The sequence below is a fragment of the Paenibacillus sp. MAH-35 genome, assembly GCF_058135425.1.
In genome coordinates, this window is record NZ_JBYUPU010000070.1 from 1 (window position 1) to 23,998 (window position 23,998).

The 23,998-nt window shown below is 54.1% G+C and carries 16 protein-coding genes; 12 read left to right on the plus strand and 4 right to left on the minus strand.

Annotated features, from left to right (window positions below):
* The 5 genes from AC3Y2E_RS33515 to AC3Y2E_RS33535 all read left to right on the plus strand — a co-directional run.
* On the plus strand, window positions 1–724 hold a 724-nt coding region (locus AC3Y2E_RS33515; RefSeq protein ID WP_379217594.1), incomplete at its 5' end, for an acyltransferase family protein.
* Window positions 725–920: 196 nt separating this feature from the next.
* Window positions 921–1,985 (plus strand): lactonase family protein, encoded by a 1,065-nt coding sequence (locus AC3Y2E_RS33520; RefSeq protein WP_379217625.1) that lies wholly within the window; start codon window positions 921–923, stop codon window positions 1,983–1,985.
* 358 nt (window positions 1,986–2,343) lie between these two features.
* Window positions 2,344–3,717, plus strand: a complete 1,374-nt coding sequence (locus AC3Y2E_RS33525) for a sensor histidine kinase (protein WP_379217596.1) — start codon at window positions 2,344–2,346, stop codon at window positions 3,715–3,717.
* 218 nt (window positions 3,718–3,935) lie between these two features.
* Window positions 3,936–4,604 carry a response regulator gene (locus AC3Y2E_RS33530; RefSeq protein WP_379217598.1) on the plus strand — a complete coding sequence of 223 codons (669 nt, stop codon included), beginning with the start codon at window positions 3,936–3,938 and terminating at the stop codon, window positions 4,602–4,604.
* Window positions 4,605–4,989: 385 nt separating this feature from the next.
* Window positions 4,990–5,421: a thiol-disulfide oxidoreductase DCC family protein gene (locus AC3Y2E_RS33535; protein WP_379217600.1), complete on the plus strand. Its 432-nt coding sequence runs from the start codon at window positions 4,990–4,992 to the stop codon at window positions 5,419–5,421.
* Window positions 5,422–5,531: 110 nt separating this feature from the next.
* Here the strand turns inward: AC3Y2E_RS33535 and AC3Y2E_RS33540 are convergent, their stop codons facing one another.
* The gene (locus AC3Y2E_RS33540; protein ID WP_379217603.1) at window positions 5,532–6,413 is read right to left on the minus strand and encodes a hypothetical protein; all 882 of its coding nucleotides are present in this window, start codon (window positions 6,411–6,413) and stop codon (window positions 5,532–5,534) included.
* Window positions 6,414–6,615: 202 nt separating this feature from the next.
* Here AC3Y2E_RS33540 and AC3Y2E_RS33545 point away from each other — a divergent pair, with 202 nt between their 5' ends.
* On the plus strand, window positions 6,616–6,921 hold the full coding sequence (locus AC3Y2E_RS33545) for a hypothetical protein (protein WP_379217605.1): 306 nt from the start codon (window positions 6,616–6,618) through the stop codon (window positions 6,919–6,921).
* Window positions 6,922–7,280: 359 nt separating this feature from the next.
* Here the strand turns inward: AC3Y2E_RS33545 and AC3Y2E_RS33550 are convergent, their stop codons facing one another.
* Window positions 7,281–8,165, minus strand: a complete 885-nt coding sequence (locus AC3Y2E_RS33550) for a helix-turn-helix domain-containing protein (RefSeq protein ID WP_379217607.1) — start codon at window positions 8,163–8,165, stop codon at window positions 7,281–7,283.
* A gap of 122 nt (window positions 8,166–8,287) precedes the next feature.
* Between AC3Y2E_RS33550 and AC3Y2E_RS33555 the strand changes: the two genes are divergently transcribed.
* Entirely contained in the window at window positions 8,288–10,543 is a 2,256-nt protein-coding gene (locus tag AC3Y2E_RS33555; protein ID WP_379217609.1) for an FAD-dependent oxidoreductase, read from the plus strand.
* An 847-nt stretch (window positions 10,544–11,390) separates the two neighbouring features.
* Here the strand turns inward: AC3Y2E_RS33555 and AC3Y2E_RS33560 are convergent.
* A complete protein-coding gene (locus AC3Y2E_RS33560; protein ID WP_379217611.1) occupies window positions 11,391–13,334 on the minus strand; it encodes an FAD-dependent oxidoreductase in 1,944 nt (647 codons plus the stop codon).
* A gap of 233 nt (window positions 13,335–13,567) precedes the next feature.
* Between AC3Y2E_RS33560 and AC3Y2E_RS33565 the strand changes: the two genes are divergently transcribed.
* The 3 genes from AC3Y2E_RS33565 (at window position 13,568) to AC3Y2E_RS33575 (ending at window position 21,258) form a co-directional block, all read left to right on the plus strand.
* Window positions 13,568–14,578, plus strand: coding sequence for a helix-turn-helix domain-containing protein (locus AC3Y2E_RS33565; RefSeq protein ID WP_379217613.1), 1,011 nt, complete (start codon window positions 13,568–13,570; stop codon window positions 14,576–14,578).
* 217 nt (window positions 14,579–14,795) lie between these two features.
* Complete coding sequence (locus AC3Y2E_RS33570; RefSeq protein ID WP_379217615.1) at window positions 14,796–19,406, plus strand: phosphodiester glycosidase family protein; 4,611 nt, start codon at window positions 14,796–14,798, stop codon at window positions 19,404–19,406.
* Complete coding sequence (locus tag AC3Y2E_RS33575) at window positions 19,390–21,258, plus strand: S-layer homology domain-containing protein (protein WP_379217617.1); 1,869 nt, start codon at window positions 19,390–19,392, stop codon at window positions 21,256–21,258. Before AC3Y2E_RS33570 ends, AC3Y2E_RS33575 begins: the two co-directional genes overlap by 17 nt.
* Before the next feature lie 146 nt (window positions 21,259–21,404).
* On the opposite strand, the gene AC3Y2E_RS33580 is transcribed toward AC3Y2E_RS33575, so the two are convergent.
* Window positions 21,405–22,571: a hypothetical protein gene (locus tag AC3Y2E_RS33580; RefSeq protein ID WP_379217619.1), complete on the minus strand. Its 1,167-nt coding sequence runs from the start codon at window positions 22,569–22,571 to the stop codon at window positions 21,405–21,407.
* A 178-nt stretch (window positions 22,572–22,749) separates the two neighbouring features.
* On the opposite strand from AC3Y2E_RS33580, the gene AC3Y2E_RS33585 reads away from it, so the two are divergent.
* Both AC3Y2E_RS33585 and AC3Y2E_RS33590 read left to right on the plus strand, forming a co-directional pair.
* On the plus strand, window positions 22,750–23,517 hold the full coding sequence (locus tag AC3Y2E_RS33585) for a phosphodiester glycosidase family protein (RefSeq protein ID WP_379217621.1): 768 nt from the start codon (window positions 22,750–22,752) through the stop codon (window positions 23,515–23,517).
* A gap of 165 nt (window positions 23,518–23,682) precedes the next feature.
* Window positions 23,683–23,856, plus strand: a complete 174-nt coding sequence (locus tag AC3Y2E_RS33590; RefSeq protein ID WP_379217623.1) for a YvrJ family protein — start codon at window positions 23,683–23,685, stop codon at window positions 23,854–23,856.
* Window positions 23,857–23,998 lie beyond the last annotated feature (142 nt).

Here is a 23,998-nt window from a genome sequence, read left to right on the forward strand (position 1 = left end):
TGTATACCATTTCATTTTAAATTTAGGTCTTATTCAAAGTGGATGGTTTGAGTTTGGTTATTCTTTCAATGCTCCAACATGGTCTATATCTGCGGAATTAGTAGTTTATTTAATTTTTTTTATTATTTTGTTTAAACTGCCTAAAGAACGACGTTTGATTATGTATATTCTTATGGTCTTTATTGGACTGACAATACAAAAAATCAATTTAAATTACCCACTAATTAATTTATCAATGTCGAGGGTTTTTGTAGGTTTCTTTATAGGTTGTTTGACTTATGAAGCATGTAATACTTTAAAAAGTAGTAAGATGAGAGGTTTAATTCTTACTTTGAGTGGTCTTGGTTTACTTATTGTGATCGCTAGTGGTATTATTTTTGGACACAAAGCCTTTGGCAATTGGACTACTGTCTATACCTTAATAATTTATCCCCTGATTATTGTTCTATCTATTAATATTACAGTTTTGAATAGTATATTATCCTTTCGACCACTAGTGTATCTTGGCTCTATCTCATACTCTATTTATTTATGGCATTTTCCACTCCAATTAATAATAAAGACAATGGACGATACTCTTCTTTTAGGGATTGACTTTACAACTAGAAAAATGTTTTTAGGCTTTTTGTTTTTAACACTTATTATCTCGATAGTGTCATACGAACTCATTGAAAAACCTGCTCAAAATTATTTAAGGAATAGATTTTTAAAACAAAAGAGTTAGTAGAGAAATAAATAAGAAGCAGGAAGGAGTCCTTGGTCACAGACCTAGGGTTCTTTTTCTTTTTACATATTGAACAACTTAAACATGCAGTTTGCTTTCCTTCCACCCGGAAGTGTACATTAATAGAGATACCGGTACAACTGGAAAACGGATAGCCAAGAGGAGGAAACAAGACGTGGCGGACAATCAGGGGAAAATGCTCGTATTTATCGGTTCGTATGCGGAGGCGGCGAACAGCGGGGTGTATGTGTATCAGCTGGATACCGAATCGGGGGCGCTCTCGCAGCTCGATCAGGTTTCCGGATTGCAAAATCCGACCTTCCTCAGCCTCGATGCCAAGGCGCGGAAGCTGTATGCGATTGCGGAAAAGCTGGAGGAGGGACAGCGTAAAGGCGCCGCTGTAGCTTTTGAGATCGACTCGGCGGCCGGCAAGCTGACGGAGCTGAACCGTTCGGTCACGGTGAATACGTCGACCTGTCATATTCAGCGGAGCGCGGATAACCGCTTCTTCATTGTGGCGAGCTACGGCGGTGGTCAGGTGGGCATGGTCGCACTTCAGGAAGACGGAACGATCGGGCCGCTGCTCGATGCGAAGCAGCATGCGGGAAGCAGCGTTCATCCGGAGCGTCAGGACCGGCCGCACCCGCATTCGGCTTTTTTCAGCCCGGATCAGCGGTTCGTGTTCGTGCCGGATCTGGGGATGGACCGGATCGTAGGTTACCGGATCGATGCCGGCGCCGGCAAGCTGGAGCCGCATGGCGAGACGGCTGTTCAGCCTGGGGCGGGTCCGAGGCATCTCGTCTTTCATCCGAACGGCAAATACATGTATGTCATTAACGAGCTGGATTCCACCGTCACCTCGTTCCTTTACGATGCTTCGGCGGGCACACTGGAGAAGCTGGAGGTCGTGTCCACGCTGCCTGCCGGGTTCGAGGGCGAGAATGCGTGCGCCGAGATTCAGATTTCGCCGGACGGGAAATACGTGTACGGGTCCAACCGGGGGCACGATTCGATCGTCGTATATGCGGTCGATCCGGATTCGGGCGCTTTGACGCCTGTGGACTTTACGTCCACCAGAGGAGGACATCCCCGTCATTTTTCCCTGTCGCCGGACGGTGCGTTTCTGATCGCCGCTAACCGCGATACGGATAATCTGGTCGTGTTTCGCGTCGACCGGAGCACCGGCAAGCTGGAATTTACCGGACATACGGCGCAAGCGTCCAAGCCGGTTTGTGTGAGAATGGCCGTATTCGCTGACTAAACTGTCTTGCTCCTTCAAATGATGATTTGGGAGCAGGCGCTTACGAAGTCCAGGAGCGGCAGGAAAGAGGGCGGGATCGGTCTCGCGGATATCAGGCGGAGGTAGGACAAGTCGGAGCGCGCAGATGCGGCATGCGCCTTGGATAGCGGCTTGTCGGGCCCCGATCATGCGTACTTGATAATGGAAAGCAGTCTTCTCTTCGTTCCGGGAGGCTGCTTTTTTTCTTCTTTGCGCCGGAAAAGGTTGGATTCGCGTGCGTCTCCTGCCCCTCTTGAAATCCGTTTGAGTCAAAGGGTATGATCGTGCTAGAGAAGTGCTGCATTCCGGCACATAGCGACAGCGAGAGGATGAGGAGCGCATGCTTGTTTATTTTGCGGCGCTGCTGGCGGCTGCAGGCGTGTTATACAAGCTGCATCCGCAGCGGGAGGCCAACCGGTGGGCCGCTTTTTTTCTGCTGTTTGCGAGCACTGGCGGCCTGGCCGGTTATATCCGGGACAATCTTCTGTTCAAGCTGACGGAACGCGCGGGAACGGGCATGTGGCCCGACTTCGCTGCTTCTGCGGCGAAAGGACTGGAGACGCTCAACCATACGTTAACGCCGTACGGCGTGCTGGTGTTTGCTCTCGTGTATGCGGAACGGTTCTCTCGCAAATTCCGGGCCAGACTGAAGCTGCTTCTGCTCCTTCCGGCCGTCGCGGCTGCAGCGGTGTACTGGACGATTCCGGACGAGCGCGCTTTTTTCCTTACGCTGCTCTTCTGGGCCGTGCCTTATTATGCGTACTCCTGCTGGCTGCTTCTCTCGGCGTACCGGCGCGAGCCGTCTGCCTGGAAAAGGCGCGAGAAGCTTGCGGTTGCGGTGCTGGCGGTGCCGACTTTGGCAGCTATTGCGGTATTGATTAATGTGGCGAACGTTTGGGAGCCGGGATTCCGCTTTTTTCATTACATCGCTTTTTTTATCGCCTACTCGCTGCTCGCGGGCGTGGCGTTTGCTTTTGGCTCCGGCGTGCTGGGAGTTAAGGTGCGGCTGGAGAAAGATCCGCTGGAGAGCGCGGTGACGGCCGTCAGTTCGGGAACGGCGATGCTGAACCATACGATCAAAAACGAAATCGCCAAAATCTCGATGGGTGCGGAAAATATCAAGTTTGCGCTTGGGCGGCAGGATGCGGAGACGGCGGAACAGCTCGACCTGATCGTCCGATCGGCGGATCATATGAAACAGATGGTAGCCCGCATACACGGGCAGATGCAGGAGATCGTGCTGGAGGAGCGGCCGAATCGGCTGAGCGTCCTGGTTGAGCAAAACGTGCGATCGCGGTCTGCCGAATTGGAGCGAAGCGGGATCAGGGTAGAAACGGACTTCGAATGTGATCCGATCCTTCTGTGTGATCCGGTTCATGTGGGCGAAGTGATCTCCAATCTGGTCACAAATGCCATGGAAGCGATGCCGGGCGGAGGAGCTTTGCACGTCAGGATCGCTGCCTCCAAACGATATGTGGAGCTGTCGCTGCGGGACAACGGGCCGGGCATTCCGCAAGACCGACTGGCGCGCGTGCTGGAGCCTTTTTATACAACCAAGAAACATACCGGCGGCGGAGGAAACTTCGGGCTTGGGCTGACGTACGGCTACCAGGTGATGCAGAAGATCGGCGGCTCGATTGAAGTGACAAGCCGGGAAGGGGCGGGAACGGTGGTGACGCTCCGATTTCCAGGGAGTAAGCGGTTGGAGGGTTAATCCATGGACTGAGAAGTCTAAACGTCTGCCATAGGGAGCCGGGCCGGTACGTACAACCCGGAGCTATAGAGGCGTCGGCCGGCGTGGAGCGCCCGGGGAAGCGGCGGTTGTGGGGTTCGGAAGCACTGCTTGGATAGTGACCGCAAGGGTGAATTCGAGTGGTTGGGAGGTACCGAACCCCGGGACGAGCAAAGATTCGTTCGAGAGGAGGGAACAAGATGCAGCCGATCAAAATACTCATTACGGAGGACGACCCGGACTGGATCAAAGCGATGACTGCTTTTCTGAACAAGGAAGCGGACATGCTGGTCGTCGGCGCTGCGACGAGCCGTGAGGAGGCGGTCCGGCTGGCGGGTACGCTCGAGTTCGATGTGGCGCTGATGGATATATGCCTGACGCCGGGGCAGGTGGACGGGATTTATGCCGCGATGGAGCTGCTGGAGGTGCGGCCGGCGAAGGTCATTATGCTGACCTCGCTTGAGGAGGAATCGGTTATTACAAGAGCATTTACCGCCGGAGCGGTTCAGTATGTGGTAAAGACGGACTACCGCAGCTTGCCGCAAACGATCCGCACCGTCATGCGAAGCTCGAATCCGATGGAAGTGCTGCTGAAGGAGTTTGCCCGGCTGAAACGGGAGGAGCAGTTGAAGGAACTGACCGGTGCAGAGCGGGAGCTGTTCGGGCTGCTGGAGGCCGGATACACCCAAAGGGAGATCGGCGGCAAGCTGTATAAAGCGGAAAGTACGCTGAAAAACCAGGTGAACAAAATGCTGAAAAAGCTCCGTGTAAAAAGCAGCAAGGAAGCGGTGGAGAAGGTGCGGCGCGGAGGGCTGGTGCCAGAAACGGAGAAACGGGAAAGGGACGGCCGCGGTGAACGTGACGAATGACGGTGCTGGGGGCATGTCATGCGCAGGCCGGGCAGCATGCTCGCACAACGACAGCTCGGATAGTCGCGGATAGTGCGTTCGCCGCATGACGCAGGTCGATCGAGCCGGTACGAATGAATCGGGGCAGATCGGAAGGAGACTGGAGACGTGCGACGTTCAGCAGAGCAGAGTCCCGGTCATTCCCTGTGATCCCCTGGAAGTGAAGAACAACCAACAACGTTCGGCTGGCAGACCGGAGCTAGGATGAAGAACCACCCAGACAGAGGGTACTACGGAGCATAGTACCTTTTTGGCATACCGTTGCAGCAAAGTTGGGACTGCATCACCAAGGCCGGATCAAGGTACAATCCAAATACGGAGACAGCCGGAAAGGCAGGGGACGGTCATGGCAGGGCAAGCGCGCGAAGGAAACTACGATATCATTTTGTACGATGGTTATTGTGCGATGTGCAGTTGGGTTGTCCGCTTTGTGATCACGCGGGACCGGCGCGCCCGATACCGGTTTGCGGCTCTGGATTCGGCTGCGGGCAAAGCTTTGCTGGAACAGGCGGGGCAGGGCGGTGACAACGGTGAGGCGGTACCCGATACGTTTAGGCTGATCCGGGACGGGCGGGTGTATATCAAGTCCAGAGCGGCCTTGGAGGTTGCACGGAAGCTGGGCGGGTTGTGGCCGGTCCTGTACGTGTTCGCAGCGGTTCCTGCACCGCTCAGGGACTTTGTATACGATACGGTTGCCCGCAACCGGTACCGCTGGTTTGGCCGCAACGAGAGTTGTTTGCTGCCGTCGCCGGAAGTAAAGGACCGCTTTTTCAAATAGCTAATGGAGGCAGGCACGGTCGCAATGACGGCAACACGATGGCGAAGCGGCCGGCGCGTAATCCGATCGGCATCAAGCCGCTTAATTCGAGAGGTACGGAGCAAAACGCCTTATGAATCAAACAAATAGTCCGCCCGCTCGTCGCAGCCATGGGGCGATCCGGACCCGCAAGCAGCCAGCCAATACCCTTGAACCGGAAGCCGGGACAGGTCGAGCGGACTGATGCCGGATGGACCAAGCAGGAACGATTGTGTATTCTTGATGCCGTAGTTTACGGAAGCGCCGTCAGCCTTCAGGCTGTAATACGGAAAGTCCGTGCTAGGTTTAAGTGACGCCAGCTCCGTATCGTCCAGTTTTTGCAGGAAACGGCTTACCGGGATCGACCGGTCGAATTGTACCCATCCGCCATCCAAACGATTCCGCTTCACTATTACTTTGGATTTCCCCGGATCGAGCTCGGCCCGGTAGTAGATGAAGCCATCCGAACGTTTTTCGATCCATTCGTACCGAAGTCGCTGCAAATCTCCATCCGACTTGTACCTAGCCTCAAACCGTTCCAGCCGCGTATCGCCCGTGATAGCCAGCTTGGAGGTCACACTCTGCCAGTGGTGTCCGAAATCAATCGCAAACAGATTGCCGGCGGGCGCTGTAACGGTAATGTCGCGCTCATAGATCATCCTCTCCCAAGTGGGAGCTGCTGCGTTCAGCAAAAACAGACAAAGACCGAATAAAGCGGCGCGGCGCTTCACTTTCGGGTTCGTGCGGGGTCGGGCCAAAAACAGCAGATACAAAAGAAAGCCAACGGGAAGACGAATCCCGTTCAAGATAAAAGTAGAAGCTCCAAGCGCGGAATAACCGAACAGCTTCAAGAACAGATAAGGCTCATGTTCCTGTTTGCCGCGGGCGATCCAGCCCAGCAGAAGGAGCGATGCGGCGATCGTAATCGCGAAAAAAATCCATGGGAAGCCGGGATGTTCAAACATAGCCTTCATGAGCCTCTTCTCCGGTCGAATGGTGTTTTTTTCATTATACCGAAACTGAGGGACCAGGCTTCAGGAAAAAGCAGCTCCCGCAGGTCGGAACGTCCGCTCGACTAAAGTCGGGGTTTGCAGACAGTCCAGGGTCCGTTTTGCAGGCGGCCGGTTTCCGGTATGGTTAAGCTATAAGAACAATTGCGGAACGGGGTAGACGATCGTGATGGAGACAGGAACGGTAAGCATCGAACGGAATGTGCGGGAAGCGGCGCGGCGGGAGCGGGAACCGCTGCTGCAGTTCATCGGCTCGGCATTTACGGCTTGGCTCGGCAAAAGCGCCGAAGCCTGGACGCGTCTCGGTGACGAAGCCGAATCGCCGTATCCGGGAGCGACTGCTCCGTCCGAATCGGAAATACTCGAGATCCGCCAGCGAATTGACTATATGCGGGCCAAAATGGACCGGTTCGGTTATGCGGCGAAAGCCCGGACAGGACAAGAGCGCGGCCGGTTCGATAGGGAAGGCTGAGCCCATGCTGATTACAGGTTATAATACTTTCGGGTCCAGCCCGTATATGTAACTGTAAACACAATCAGGCCCAACACGATAAGAAGCGTACCGGAAACGATCGGAATGTACATAAATGGAGTGATCCCTTCGCGAGCCCGCTCCAAATACCGAGCACCCCCGCTGCCATAATAAGCAAGGAAGTCGCCATGATTTTATTATTAACCATCCTCCCTTCGGCGTGCAAACTCCATTAGCATGATGAAACGGCAGGCGATAAGGCTCCTGTTCACCTCAAACATCACCTCACGGAACTACACGATATCTTCTCATCTTATCATAATCCATTCCATACGGTACCCATATTATGGAATTTAAAGCTACACCCGATGACGCTTCCTGTATTCGGAAGGAGCGACACCGATCCGCGCCGCGAATAAGCGGCTTAAGTAATGACCGGTCGCGTAGCCGCAAACGGCGGCGATCTGGTCGACGGTCATCCGGGTTTCCCTCAGCATGCGGCAAGCCCGTTCCATTCGAAGCGACGTTAAATAATCGCCGGGCGTTAACCGGTAAGCACAGCGGAAGCGGCGGATCAGCTGGACGGAGCTTAGGCCCAACTCGTGAGCCAGTTCCTTGACTCCGTAAGGCTGGGAGCAATGCTGCTCCAGAAGTTTGGCGGCCCGGTTCATCAGCTCGTCCTGGGGAGGCTGTGACGCACGCGGATTCGGAGCGGACAGAAGCTCCAGGCACCAGGACGTCCAGATGTCGTTCCAATAGTGGCTGAGCAGTTTTTGCCGTTCGGCGATCGGGAGGGGGCTGATCGTTTTCCATTTGGCAAACGAGTCGAATAACCGCCTGCGGTCACCCGGCGTAATCGAGACGGGAATCGGGAGACGGCTGTCCGTCTCTTCCGATTCGCTTGCCGGACAACGGCGGATCAGATCGAGCCGCGCATAATGAAATGACAGCCCCGGAGCGGTCATCGTCCGGTTGAACGGAACATGCGGAGGACAGAGAACGAGAACTCCGCTGCTCGCCACGCCCGAAGTTTCCCCAATCTCGTAGAAAAAGGAACCGTTCTCGACCGCAAACAGGCACCAGCTCGGATACGTGTCCGTATCGAGCAGAAACTCCTGCTTCTTCTCCCAATACGTATATTCGTTCACCTGCCAGTGAAGCTCGGACAGAGAGGAAAAAGCGGGAAAAATTGCGGGGCTGTCGTCGGTTTGCGTCGATCTGATGCCGGTAGTGTACGTCATCATTAGCCTCCTTACATAATCGAAATAAAAGATACGGAAATGGATTGTATCGTGTATTTTAACTTAATTACGACATGATATGATGAAATTATATATATCATAACTCGATTAAGGTGGTTTTGGCTATGCGTGACGAAACGGTACGGACCGATATAACGGTAGTCGGCGGGGGACTGGCCGGCGTCTGTGCGGCGATTGCAGCAGCCCGATTAGGGCAAACGGTAGCCCTCGTGCAGAACAGACCGGTATTAGGTGGGAACTCCAGCAGCGAAGTTCGCGTATGGGTTTGCGGCGCTACCGCTCACGGCACCCATCGTTATGCGCGCGAGACAGGGATTATGGGGGAACTGTTCGTCGAGAATCAGTACCGCAATCCGGACGGCAATCCGTACATGTGGGATCTGGTCGTTTTGGAAGCGGTGAAGGCGGAGGCGAACATCCGGCTGTTTCTGAATACCGACGTGCACGAAGTGGAAGCGGACGGGGATGAACTTAACCGCACGATCCGTTCCGTTACCGGCTGGATGATGGGTTCCGAAAGGCGGCTCCGGTTTGAGAGTCAAGTCTATCTCGATTGCACGGGCGATGGGCTTGTCGGTTTCATGGCAGGGGCGAAGTACCGGATCGGCAGGGAAGCCCGGCACGAGTACAACGAGGAATGGGCGCCCGAGACGGCCGACGATATTACGCTCGGCAGCACGCTCCTGTTTTATACGAAAGATGCGGGTCATCCGGTCCGTTACGTCCCGCCTTCATTCGCCAAAGACATCACCCAGACCACAATTCCCGTAAAAAGGGTGATCCGCAGCGGCGATTCCGGCTGTCATTACTGGTGGATCGAGTGGGGCGGAGAACTGGATACGGTGCACGATAACGAGCGGATTCGCGACGAACTGTGGGCGGTCATATACGGGATATGGGATTACATTAAAAACTCCGGGAAGTTCGACAGCGCCAATATGACGCTGGAGTGGGTCGGAGCGCTGCCGGGCAAGCGGGAATACCGGCGGTTCGTAGGGGACTACGTCTTGAACCAGAACGACGTTCTCGCCCAGAGGGAGTTCGAGGACGGCGTAGCGTTCGGAGGGTGGTCCATCGACCTACACCCGCCGCAAGGCATGTATTCGACGGAAAGCGGCTCGAAGCATCTGCATGCGGACGGCGTCTATCACGTTCCGTTCCGCTCGCTATATTCCGTCAACGTGAACAACATGCTGATGGCCGGCCGCGACATCAGCGCCTCGCACGTCGCCTTCGGGACGACCCGCGTGATGGCGACGTGCGCCGTCATCGGGGAAGCCGCCGGCACCGGTGCCGCGCTCTGCGCCGCCAAAGGCGTCACGCCGCGCGAGCTTTACGCGAGCCACCGCGACGAGCTGCGTCAGACGCTGCTGCGCCAGGACGCTTCGATCATCGGTCTTCGCAACGCGGACAGTCTCGATCTGGCGCGGCAAGCCCGCACCAGCGCTTCCAGCACGCTCGCGCGGCTCGGCGTGGAGAGCTATGGGGAGGAGCGCTACCGGCTCACGCGCGACGCCGCTCTGCTATTCCCCGTGGAGCCGAGGCTGGACGGCCTTGAGCTGCTGCTTGACGCCGATACGGCGACGACCGTTGAGGTCGAGCTGTGGGATACCGGCCGCAAGGAAAACTATTTGCCGCACACGCTTCGGGCGAGCAGCGAAGCTTCCGTGCTGCCGGGCCGAGCCCAATGGGTGCGATTCGATCTCGCCTGGACGCCGGACGAACCGCAGAACGCCTTCGTCATCGTCAAAGCGAACGATTCGGTGCAGCTGTACCATGCCAGCGAGCCGTTAACCGGCGTGCTGATCTTCTTCAATGGCTTGGAGCCGAATGCGCCGTCGAAGCTGGAATACCACGGCCACAGCCAGCCGGTTATCCAATGGCGCATGCAGCGCAAAACGCGCCAGCCGTTCTGCTTCCGCGCGGAAGGGAATACTTCGGCGTACTCACCCGACAAGGCGCAGAACGGATACCGCCGCCCATATGGGGGGCCGCAGCAGTGGATGTCGGAGCCGACGCCGTCCGGACAGGAGCAATGGCTCCAGCTCGATTGGGAGCAGGCGGTTCGGATCGAGGAGCTGCAGCTGATTTTTAACGATGACGTCAACGAGGACTTGATCAATCTTCACCATCATCGTACACCGTTTGTAACGATGCCGGAGCTGGTGCGCGATTACCGGATCGAAGCCTGGATCGGCGGTCAGTGGCAGACGCTGGAGCGCATAACGGATAACCGCAAGCGCAAGCGCGTACACCGGCTGAGCGAACCGGCGAGCAGCGATCGGGTGAGAATCGTTGTGGAGGCGACAAACGGAAGCCGGTACGCGGAAATTGTGGAAGTCAGGGTGTACGGGGAATAACGGATCACGGGAGGCTTGAGGCTGGATGACCCCTTGTTGTCCCTCGCTATAGGGCTAAGGGGTTATCTCCATAAGGGGAGCCAAGTGAGATGCCAACTAAACCAGAACAGAAAAAGGGCTGTCCCAAAAGTATTCGCATCACATGGGAACGTCCCGATTTCCAAACGAAAGGACCTCAAATTCCATTGTAAAATGGAGGCCGAGGTCCTTTTTCTCGAGGAAGTCGGTTCTAAGTGGGGCTCAAGAACTCCCTTCCGAAGGAGAAGGTGACGAAAACCGCCGTTATAGATATAACGGTAAGGTGCAACTGTAGATGAAGGGCAGAGTGAAGAGGTTGAAAGTCTCCAATCTAAAACTATGCAATTATTTACGGCTTCAGGTTGGCTGGAATCAACGGTCATCCGGCGTGCAACGGAAGCGTGACTTCCGTTACTCCCGAAGGGTACGTCATTCTCACGCTATAGCGGAAGTTTCACTTCCGTTATTTTGGCTCTTCAGGGCGATAGAAGCGCGTATACTGGGAATAACGGAACTTAATCTTCCGCTAGGGTCTATTTCTTGCTGCCAACAAGCCGATAACGGAAGTGAAGCTTCCAGAAAGAGCTTTGCAAGCTGTGGCTGGAGATCGTGCAGTCCCCATAACCTCATCTCCATACTACAGGCTGCAGGCAGCGCAGAATCGAAGGAAGGTCATCTTCTCCTCCTGACCATTAACAAGTGCTCGGCATCTTATGGCGGTGGTCAACCACATAGCGGATCTCACTCTGCCTCCTACCGGCCTTTTCCGGAGCGGACGAACCCCAGATCTCTGTGCAGGCCGGCACTGCCATGAATTCCTTCCCTGCATTTATTCATATACCGTCCCGGTCATTCCTTTCACCACATCGCGAATCATCATATAGACGTCAGCATTGGTGAGCTTTTGCGGATTTTTTATCGTTGTCATCGTTTCTGCGGATAGCAGTTGCTTCGTCCCCAACATGGAGCGGGCTTGCTCCGGGCTGGTCGGAAGCCCCGCAGACAGCGCAATAGTAAAAGTTGCTTGTTCGAGCGTCAGCGGCGCTGTGTCAGGCTCTCCTATTCCTTCGAGCGCCTCCGACGGATTGCCCTTAAAAGCGCCGGCATGGACTTGATGCACTTGAAGCATCGTGTGGACTAAACGCTGCGGGTTGGACGCGTCTTCGAGCTCGAAGTCGTTCCGGCTGCCTCCGAAGGCGAAACCCATACTAACTGCCGCTTTTAAGCCGGGGTACGCGTCATGTTTGGCGTACGCAGGCGGATCGATGCGGAACGGCTTCAGCTCCATGCCCTGATCGTTCAGCAATCGTTGAAGCTGTTCGATTAAGGTTGTGGAAGCGGAGAGCTGCCGGAACGTCAGCTTGTGTTCGGCTGCAAGCTTGGCCGCCGCTCCCGCCGCTTGCCCGGCCGCCATGCCGACCGGAATCGTCCGGGCGCTCCCGTGGGGCAGCGAATCGTAGCTGGCCGACCGGCCGACGACGAGCAAGCCGTCGACTTCCTTGGGTACGATGCTGCGGAACGGGATCGCGTACTGCTTCGGCTTCATCAGGATCGTGCCGCGAAAATCGTACGAGGTGCTCTGGATGTCGACACTGTAGGAGCCGAAGCCGATTCGGTCCCAGTGATCCCGGTTATCGAGCAGATCGGCGATGGAGAGCCGGTATTCCCCGATCATATGGCGGGTTTCCCGCACGTACAATTCGGGCGCGATGCCGGCAAGCTCCACCTGTTGAAACTCGGGATACTTGTCCTTCATATAGTCTACGACGAGCGGCAGCTCCCGGCGAGCCGTCTCGTACGCTTGTTCGACCGATTTCGGATCGAACGGGTCGACGCCGAACAGCTGCAGGGCGTTAATTAAGATCGAATGGTCGTTTTGACGGCCGATGTTCAGGCCGCGCATGCGTACCTTCGTTTTGTCAGTCGTCGGGTAGTCCCACATGTCGTGGTAACCCCATGCGCTATGGCCGTCGTGGCCGACGCCTTCGCGGGCGATCATCTTGCCCCACACGTCAGGCGTCACATTCGCCAGCCGAAAGACGGCGGTTACCGCCATCTTCGAATCTTTCTCGCCGAGGTCCTCCCGTCCGTAAGTAAACGGAACACCGGCGATGTCGGCGATGTCGGCGTCCTGGGTGGCGTCGATGACGGCTTTGGCCTGAACGGACATGCTCGTACCATCGGCCAGGGTGATAGAGAGACCGCGTACCGTCCTGGTTTCGCTCGTGTGGTCGACAAGGGGGCGCATCGATTGCGTTTTCAGGAGCACGTCGATCCGGTTTTCGTTCGCTACCAGATTGCGGAATGCGTTGGCCGCGGTAATGATGTCGAAGGATGTTCCTTCCACCCGGTCATACCACTGCTGGAAGATGCCTTTGTTCAAGAAGTTGTGCTTGCCCGGCAGCAGCGCCTTCTTGGGGGAGTAGCTCGGATCGAGACTGTTCAGCCAGCCCAGCGTCATAAGCCCGCCCAACCGGTCCCGGTTTCTGCCGTCGACAAGCAGCACGCTTTGCCCGTTTCTTGCGGCCGATACGGCGGCTGCGACGCCTTCGGGGTCCGTCCCGGCGACGATGACGTCGTATTCTTCCTTCGGTTTCGCTACGGACGGGACTTCCAGAAGCTCGGCCGGCGGGGGGGTCTCCAGCGGCTCCCGAAGCCAGATGAAGACGACCGCCGCTGCCAGAAGCAGCGCGATAGCGATCGCGGAGGCGAGTCCTTTGCGGTATTTACGCTTGCTATGGTTATAAAAAATGAATGAAGGTCTTTTCAGCATAACGTATGTAACCCCCTGGGCGATTCGTTAGAAGCGGGCTTCCCCGATTCCCTTATATGTTTGCTTACTTTAAGGACGCTCCGGGTCGGCGTGAGGTTTCATTCCCTCCGGAACTTTCTTCCTGCCTATGGACGTAGTTTGTTAATTTACTGCAAAGCCGCCCTTTGATCGAAAAAATAAACCGGACATCATGTACAATTGAAGGAGTAAAGTTTCGCTGAGAGGGAGGACCGATGATGCTTCATGTACTTATTGTCGAGCCCGGAGTACGGAGGCGAGCCAAACTAAGCAGACAGGTGCGGGAGGCGGGGCATATCGTTATCGGGGAAGCGTCCTGCGGGGAGGAGGCATTGGCGTTCATGGAACGGCAAGGCTGGCCGACGCTTCTGCTCGCCGATCTGATGCCGCCCGGGCTTGACGGACTGGCGCTTGTACGCCGGGTCTATCAGCAGCGTATTCCGATGATTACGATCGTTCAGAGCGGGAGTACAAGAGCGGAATACATCCGACAGGCGATGCAGGCGGGGGCCATCGATTTCTTGCCCAAGCCGGTGAAGGATGAGCAGCTTAGGATCGCTCTTTGCCGTGCGGAGCGGAGAATGCATTATTATTATGGCGCGCATCGGGAGTTGAACCGGATTCAATCATTTTTTGAGCAGATGGACATGCTCAGACGAGACGAGTTTATCCGCGGACACGCGGATTTGCTCCGGGGGATAACCGACTACGTGGAGACGCAGCGCGGGGAACGGCTCGGTTTGTTCCGCATCCTTTATGCCAAATGGCATACGGTGTTGAACCGCCGCGGGCAAAGCATCCCCGAGCTGTCCGCTTGGCATAACGAGCAGGAGGCTGTCGCCTATTTCCGGAAGCTGGGCGACTACTGGATGGACCGCAACACACCGTCCGGGGGAGGCGACGTACGCTTAAACACCAGGATCGCTTGCGAGTATATCCGGGAGCATTACCGGGATGAGCTTACGCTGGCCGGGCTCAGCGAACGGTTCGGCATGAGCGTCTCCTATTTCAGCGTTCAGATCAAAAGGTATACGGGCGAATCGTTTGTCCAATTCGTGAACCGCGTCCGGATCGAAAAAGCGAAGGAGCTGCTGCTGCAGCCAAGCCTCAAAGTGTACGAAGCGGCGGGAGAAGCGGGGTTCGAGACGCTGCAGTATTTTAATAAAGTGTTCAAGCGGTTTACGGGAATTACTCCCGGCGAGTACCGGAGAAGGCAGGGAGTCTGACTCGTCAGCCCTCTAAAGATTTCGTTAAGAAGCGAATCGGCGAAGAAACAATAAGATCGTTCCATTACTTTTCCGGGCCCGGATCTTATACTGGGACATGCCGTTCCAGGTATCTGTGGGAGCTTATGCGATGAAGCTGCTGATCATTATCCCAAAAAAGGGATTGGCTCCGGCATAGATCCTTGCGGCATTATTCAATCGGGAGGACAGGAACGAGATGAAACGGAAAAAACGCGGCACAGCTTTATTGCTCGGTGTGAGTATGGTGTTATCCGCCATTTTTCCCGTGCAGCATTCGGCAGCGGCGGAAAACACGGGGTTATCGTTCGGGCAAGTATTGGATACACGCCGGATGGAGATCGGCCCGGGCGCCATGTATACATGGCAGGAAATGAAGCTGCCGCAAGGCTTGGAGAAAGTTCATTCGATCGAGTTCGACCCGAAAAATCCGGCGCTTGACCTTCAGCCGGGCAAAACGGACGGCAAAGTGTACGGGATGACGGGCGTGACGAAGATGGCGGATGATGCCGATGCGCCCGGCAACCGGGTTATCGGAGCCATAAACGGTGACTTTTACGACATGTCGACAGGCGTGCCGCTTGGCTTGTTCATGGGGGACGGTGAAATATTAACCAGTCCGCCGGGGAAATGGGAATGGCTCGCTTTCGGTCTTAAGGCGGACGGCAGCACGATTTACGGCCACAGCCCGGAGCTGACTCGTACGCTCTCCATCGGAGGCAAGACGGTGCCGATCTCCCATATCAACCGGATGCGAAACAACAGCGAAGCCTTAATGCTGTACACGTCCACCTTCCATACTTCTACGATGACGAACGATCTGGGAGACGAGATCGTGTTCGACGTATTGGAAGGCGAGGCGAAAAGCGGGCATACGATGAGGCTGAAAGTCTCGGAGATTCACAAGGACAAAGGCAATACGCCGCTGATAGCGGGGCAAGTCGTCTTGTCCGCCTCCGGCAAGTATCGTGCCGAACTGGCCGGGCTGAAGCTCGGCGATGAAATAACGGCCAGCTTCGAGCTGGAGGATACATGGAAAGACGTGAAGATGGCGATCGGCGGCGTCTTTATGCTGGTGAAGGACGGCGTGGCGCAAACCCATGAGGACAAAGCGTTGTATCCGAGAGTCGGAATCGGTACAAAGGCCGACGGTTCGATCATAATGGTCGAGATCGACGGCCGGTCGCCGGGCTTCAGCGAAGGCGTATCCTATGACGATCTGGCCAAAATCATGAAGGATATGGGCGCAGTCAACGCGCTGTGCCTCGACGGCGGAGGCTCCGCTACCCTGATAGCGAAGCTTCCGGGAGATACGAAGCGTACGATTCTGAACAAGCCTTCGGACGGATCGGAGCGGAAGACGGCCAACGGAATATTGCTTGTGAACAAGGCGCCGGAAGGTCCGGCTTCGAGCCTGGTCGTCAAACCGAACCTAGAGCGCGTACTGGTCGGATCCTCCATTCCGTTCCAGGCGGCTGCCATTGATTCGAACGGTCATCCCGCCGTCTATAACGGAACGCCGGAGTGGAGTGTCTCGGGAAGTATCGGCACGATCGACCAATCGGGGATGTTCACGGCAGGCGGACAGGCGGGGACGGCTGACATTAACGTGACGGCGGACGGTCTGACCGGCAGCGGGCAAGTAGAGGTAGTGGATGAGCTGACGGAGTTGAAATTTCCAGACGCGGTAAGGACATTCACCTCTGCGCAATCCGTTCCTCTTAGCGTGAGCGCCCTGCGCAACGGGCAGGTCATTCGTGCGGACAACAAGCAGCTCGAATGGCGTGTCGAAGGTCCGATCGGCACGGTTGATGCGGACGGGGTGTTTACGGCAACAAACGCAACGGAGCAGAGCGGTAAAATATTCGTGAAATATAAAAATGTTGAAACTTTTATGGATGTGAAGGTCGGGCTGCCTCCGGTCGTGCTGGAAGATTTCGAGAACGGCACGGGCAACTATTTGACCGAATCCGGCGCCAGGTACAAGTCGGTTAAGCTTAGCGAAGAAACTAACGAGGACTTTGTCCGCTTTGGAAACAAGTCGGCCAAGCTGGAGTACGACTTCACCGAAACGATCGGCACTTCCGGAGCGTATATGGCGGCGAAAAGTCTGGAAACCAATCTCGCGATTCCCGGTTATCCGGAGAAAATCGGTTTGTGGGTATACGGTGACGGGCAAAAGCATTGGCTGCGAGGGCAAATTCGCGACGGCAACGGCAGTGCGGTCGGGATCGATTACGTCGACCAGACGGTCGGGGTCGATTTTAAGGGCTGGAGATATTTGGAGGCTGTCGTACCGAAGGGACGTCCGCTTCCGCTTCGAATGGACCAGCCGGTGCGTTACATGGAAACGAAAAACGACAATAAAACGGCGGGTGTGCTGTATATCGACCAGATCCGGGCCATGTACGGTCCGGCGACCGACGATATGGATTCGCCCGTACTAAAGAACCTCCTGCCTGCGGAAGGCAGCACCGTTCGTACGAATACGCCAAAAATCGAAGCGATCGGCGAGGATTTCGGCTACGATCCGGCTGCTCATCCCGCGACCACGTTGATCGACCCGAACAAAATCCGGTTTTACGTCGACGGGGAGCTGGTACAGCATACGCTGTATCCTCCAAAAGGCCAAATTCATTATACGCCGAATGTTCCTCTTGCGGATGGAGTGCATCTGGCCAAGATCAAGATTCGCGATCTATCCGGCAATACGACCGAAAAAGAATGGACGTTTACGGTGGATACCGGCTCTTCGAAGATCGTCTACGACGCCCCGGCCGACGTCTACGCAGGCAATACGTATACGCTGGACATCAAAGCGTTGAAAGCGGCGGATATCGCGGGCGGGCGGATGGAATTCGTCTTTGATCCGGCCGTGGCGGACAGCCTGAAAGTAATCAAAGGCGGCAAACTGGGCGACGCGAACCTCGCCTACACGATCGACGAGACTCTTGGTTCCGTTCAATTGATGTTTAGCGGGATTTATGCAACCGGACTGAACGATGACGAAGCGCTCGCACACATCCAATACCGGATTAAGCCGGAGGCGACGGGTACGGCCAAGATCGCGTTCCGATCCGGAGCGATCACGTTCAAGGACAAGGGCGATACAAGCTTCGGCTTCTACGGCTTGCCGGTGGAAGCGCCTATCCGACATCATCTGCAGTTAAGCTGGGACGAGTTCGGAATCGTCGAAAAGTTTCCTACGAGCTTCAAGATTACGGATGGAAGCGGAAGCCCGGTGGAAGGGGCGAAAGTGTCTGTCGTCGGGGGCGGCGAGATCGGTACGACTGATGCGCAGGGGGCGCTCGTTACGGCCGCTCTCACTTCGGATGTGAAGGAATATTTGCTGCAAGCGGCCAAAGGCGACTGGTACAGCCCGATCCTGAAATTTAAAGTATCGCAACTGGCTGGCAGCCCGGCGCCCAGCAATGTCAGCGTAACGATGGGGGCGGATACGACCACTTCCCGCGCTTTCACATGGCATACGAATCCGGCTACGGAGAATACGGTAGTCGAGGTCGTCAAGAAAACGGAGTTTTCCGGATTCGACGGACCGGGCGTTATGAAGTTTGCTGGAAGCAGCTATTTGTTCAACACGACCGATACCGGGACTGTCCGGGTGCATAAAGCGGTCGCGGAAAGCTTGGAGCCGGGAACGGAATATATGTTCCGCGTAGGCGACGGTAACGGCAATTACAGCGTAAACGGATCGCTTCAGACGGCGGCGGCATCGGGCGAACGCACCAAATTTATTTTCCTTGCCGATTCTCAGGCGTCGAACGAGGCCGGGTTCAAGCTATGGGGAGACATTTTGAAGAAGGCGATGGCTGATCATCCGGACGCGGAATTCGTCGTGCAGGGGGGCGACCTTGTCGAGGACGGTTATAAGGAAAACGAATGGAATATGTGGTTTAAAGCCGCGCAGGACGTTCTGATGAATACGACGGTAGTGCCCGTAGTCGGCAATCATGAGGTGACCGGTACCCGGAAAACGGAAGATTACTTGGCTCACTTCAATCATCCGCAAAACGGGATCGACAGCCTGAAAGGGAGCAACTTTTCCTTTGATTACAAAAACGCCCATTTCGTCGTGCTGAACAGCGAATACGACTTTGAGCAGCAGAAGGAATGGATGCGCAAAGATTTGGCGGCCACAGATAAGAAATGGAAGATAGTTGCGTTTCATCGCGGGCCTTTCGGCAGTATGTACGACTCAGCCCACATTCGCGACGAATGGACGCCGATTTTCGACGAGTTCCATGTCGATCTGGTTATGAACGGCCATGACCACGTATATGTGCGGACTTATCCGATGAAGGACAAGAAGCCGGCTGCCGACGGCGAAGGCACGGTTTATATCGTCGGCGGATCGACCGGTCCGAAGTTTTATCAGGTATGGGCGAGAGAGTGGCAACAAGTGACAGACGGCGAGCAGGTGCAGATGTACGTCGCTGCGGAGATCGACGGGGATGAAATGAAATTCGTCGTCAAAACGATCAACGACCGGGTTGTCGATCAGTTTAAGCTGGTCAAAATCCCGCCGCAGTCCATCGTAATCCATGGTCCGGAAAACGAGATGACTGTGGGCGAGAGCGTGAAACTGAATGCGGCTGTGCTTCCGGACAATGCGAGCAGCAAAAGCGTGACCTGGTCCGTGTATAATTCGTCTCCGCAAGGCGCTGTTCAAGTTAGCAGGGACGGGCTGCTGACCGCGCAAGGGTTGGGGACGGCCGTAATTCGCGCCGCCAGCACCGTAATGGAGCAGCGTCTACGCCGATATTGCCGTCGTCGTGGACAAGCTGCCTGAGATCCGGGTAGAAGAGGTCCGGCTCGACGCGACGTCCGGGACGTTGAAGGTAGGGGAGCGGCTCCAGCTTAGCGCCGTCGTTCTTCCGGAGCATGCGCCTAACCGCTCCGTCATCTGGTCGGTATACGGCGAGCATTCGCAAGGAATTGCAGCGGTGAGCGAGAGCGGCCTGATTGAGGCGAAAGCGCCGGGAGAAGCTACGATACGCGCCATGAGCGCAGCCGATGCAAACCGGTATGCGGATTTCCGGCTTACCGTGCGGGAAGCGGACAAGCCGATCGATCCGCCGGTGAGCGAGATATGGCTAAATTATGAGACCAAACAGCTGAAAACAGGAGAAACGCTGCAACTGACAGCAACCGTATTGCCGGAAACCGTATCGGATCGGTCTGTGATCTGGTCGATAGTAGGAGAAAAGGATGTGGCCTCTGTCACGGAAAGCGGACTTGTTACGGCGCTTCGTCCGGGGACCGTGCATATTCGCGCAACCAGTAGAAAGGATCCGGTCAAGCATGCGGATCTGCTGCTGACCGTGACGCGCGATCCGGAAAACCCGGAGGACGGTACAGACGAACCGGATGGACCGGACGATACGGCCGTTGCTCCAGGGCAGCCGGGACCTGCCGGACCGGTGTCTCCGGGAGCTTCATCGGGGAATGGTCAGACGGAGGTAAGCGCAGGAAAGCTGTCCATCGCTGCGAAAGTCGAAGCGTCCACCGCGAAGGTGCAGGTTCGACCGGAGGACCTGGAGCAGGCGAGGAAGGAAGCGGCTGCAGGTGCCGGCAGCGATCGGGCGGAAGTCGTTCGAATTGAGGTCCAAGGCGCTCAGGGGGCGAATACCGTTGAGGTAACGCTGCCCAAGCAGGCGATTGCACAGCAAACGGCAGATCGAAAGCTTGAAATCGTAACGCCGTTCGGCAGTGTGACGCTCCCTTCCGATTTCCTGAAAGATACGAATGCGGCTGACACCGACTTCATTCAGTTGATTGTAGCGCTAGCTGATTCGGCGGGGTTAAGCGATGAGGCGAGGAAGCAAGTCGGCAATCGTCCGATCCTCAGCATAGAGGTGCGGGAAGAAGGAGCATACCGTCCTTGGAGCAATCCGGATACGGCAGTACGGATCTCTATTCCGTACAAGCCTACGGCGGCGGAGCTGAGCAAGCCGGGAAGCCTCGTCGTCCGGTATATCGACGGATCGGGTCGATCTTTCGCGGTTCCGAGCGGCAAGTATGATGCGGCAACGGGAACGGTTCAGTTTGAGGTGAAGCATTTCAGCAAATATGCGGTGGCGTACGTTGATAAGTCGTTCGCGGATATCGCAGAGTACACGTGGGCTAAGCTGTCGATCGAAGCTTTGGCGGCACGCGAGATTATCCGCGGCATGGATGCGGACGTATTTGCTCCTTCGCTGAACATTACGCGGGCGGACTTTGTCGCGATGCTCGTCCGAACGATGGAGCTGGAGGCGGCCGTAACCGGGAACTTCAAGGACGTGAGCCGGAGCGACTACTTCTACGATACTTTGGGCATTGCCAGAGAGCTCGGGATTATCGAAGGCATCGGCGAGGGGAACTTCCAGCCGAGAGGCTACATTTCCCGCCAAGATATGTTCACGATCACGGCAAGGGCGCTTAACGCGGCAAGGGACATGAAGATCGGAGCAAGCGTCGATACGTTGTCGGTCTTCCAGGATCGGGCTGAGGTTGCTTCATATGCAGCCGACAGCGTCGCAGGAATGGTCAAGGAAGGATTGATTCAAGGCGACGGTCGGACGCTCAATCCGCAAGGAAACGCGACCCGGGCGGAAGTGGCTGTGTTTATGTACCGCATCTTGAACAACATGTATAAGTAAAAATGAAAAGCAAAGAGCCCTGTCCGTACTAGTGTGCGGAACGGGCTTTTTGTTCGTTTGGGGAGATTGGCCGAATTATTCTAGAGCGGGCTTCGCCAGAGAAGCGATAACTGGATTCGGCCGTATTTCCGAGTTGCCCACTTTTATCAATTATAGATCCCAGGCACAAGTCCAGCATGAATATGGTGTTCATTGTATGTTTCATTATTTTCTACTTCATGAATTTGAATAGTTCCAAATTTGTGGAAGATCCATTGGTCCGCTTGCTTGCGAATCTCCACTTCAATATCCGTCATCTGTTTCATGACATCGAGCAAATTAAAGCTAACCCGATATTGAATGACTTCGGGAGACAGGATCCGGACATGATGTGGCACACCGACGGCGTATTCAAGCCGTAGCTTTTGTTTCGACCTTAGCGCATTCTCATAAAGATATTGAAATCCGGTATGATTCCACGCTTCATCGGTAAACCTTTGTCTCATGATGTTAATATCCTTTTCGACAGCTGGCTTCCAGTCTCTTGCAATCGTATCGACTAACAGTTGCCCCATATCTTTAGCTTCCCGCATGGCTGCCGAAATATCTGTGACCTCTTGAAGCCGCAGCACTTGACCCTGCGGATCGGGCGAAAACGCAAGTTGGTAGAAGGAGTACTCTCCGTCTCCGTATAATACGGTAAGGTTGTCGTCATTGCGATCAGGCCAGTCATGAATGTTATCGATATTTATAAATCGTTCTTGGACAAGACGATGATCTACGGCAAATTCGAAGTTTACCGGGTATGACTTCCCTGTAGGCTCGATAATATAGGCGTACATATTAGTTTGGTGTTTTTCGGGAGCAGGGATGAAATAGACAAGTTCAAAATGTCCGAAATCCAAGATGCCGACATTATTCGGAATGGGCTTTTGTACGTGAAGTTCCAGATCCGCCAACCTATCCAAAAATATAGCGGGCTCTTTGTTGGCGGGGATTAGCAAAACCTCATAATCTCCCCGGTATATCTCAAAAGCAGTATTTAGAAAAAGATCCTCAGTTACGGGTTTGATTACAAGCTTTCCGCTTTTTACGTTTACCGAAAATCGTGGTTCCTTATTTCCGGAAGGGGCGAATGAAAAGGATTTATCCAGTATCGTTTGTTTATTTTTCTCCGGTTTTCCGCCAAAAGGAAGGGGGAGGGTACTAGGTTGTTCGTGTTCCACTTCCATTGGGGTATTTTCTTGTACTGGAGGCGGGACGACGTTATTTCTCTCACAACCAGAGAGATAAGCGATATGTATAACCAGCAGAATTGTGGTAATTAGTTTCATGTCAACCTCCCTAATGAATAATTTTCCATAAATTTATTTTAATGTATAGTTGTTTATCTGTCGAGTTAATCCACTTTAAATAATAGAACGGAACAGAATAACTGATGTAAGGGTAACATTTAGTTTTTCTGTACCCTTTCCGTTCATGACATATTTGAATTTAGGGAGGATGATTTAAGTGACTACTAAGGCAGTATATCGTGACAACATCATAAATAATCTTCGGGTAAGGTACATTGAGGCGGATTTAGATTGTATATCTGTTGAATCAATCACGGATAAAGTACGGAATTCTGGGAAATTTGGTGTGAACGGACCATTCTTTGTTATGCCAAGTGGCCCCGTTATCGGTATTGCGGTTCGAAAAGGGGCCGACCCAAGCTACCCCAGCGAAGCAAGACCTGTAAGGGATTACGCGGCTTCGAATGATTATCATCTTGCAACTAGAGGAACAATATATCATTTTGATCCAGCATTTAATTGGCAATTTCTCGATACTGCAGTAGTTAATCATTATCTAGACTATAAAGATTCTTATGGCAATAATGTACCAGCATCTAATGTTAAATGGGCCGTTTCTGGATATAGTCTCCATCCAAATCTTTCTTTAACTAAAACTGATTACTACGACAAGCTTAAACTTGAAAAGGTTAATCCCGGGCCGGGAACAGATTATAAAACCGCCAGAACTGCAATTGGATATAGAACTTATAACAGTCGGAGACTAATTGTGCTTGCTGTGTTTGAAAATGCGACTCCATGGGAGGTTCGCGAAACTATGAAGGATTACATTGGTTGCAATGTCTATGCTGTTATGTTGGATGGGGGAGGTTCCTCTACGATTCGATGGAAGACAGCTGGTGGTTCTACAGGTCTTTGGGAAGCGGAATCTGGTGGAAGAAGCGTTTACGCCATGGTAACTGCTAACCCTGATATTTGGGAATAGGACTCTATCAATACTGTATATTTTATAAAAGAAGAAACTGCTAATTTTATAATTAGCAGTTTCTAACAAAAATATGGATGTGCGTAGGGTTGATGATAATCGATATTTACTTTTTATGATGTTTCATATCTAGGGTTCATAGTTTCATGTAGTAAGGAGGAAAGTATGGATAATAATCAGTTGATTACCTTAATTACAACATCAATAGGTAATTTTGGTTTCCCTATTGTCTTAACCGCATATTTATTGATACGGTTTGAAAAGAAAATTGAGAGCTTAAACGCGACTATTCAGGAATTAATGAAGTTCATGCGTGAGGAATTATCTTCAAGGAAATGATAATTTGTAAGACATAAAAATGAGATCATTCTTTATGTGGAAATGTAACTTCTTTGTATTTTTTTGTAATGTTATACACCATTGTTTAATTAGAGACAAGCGAGTCATAACTTTTGTAGGTATGTAAGCTGTTACCTATATG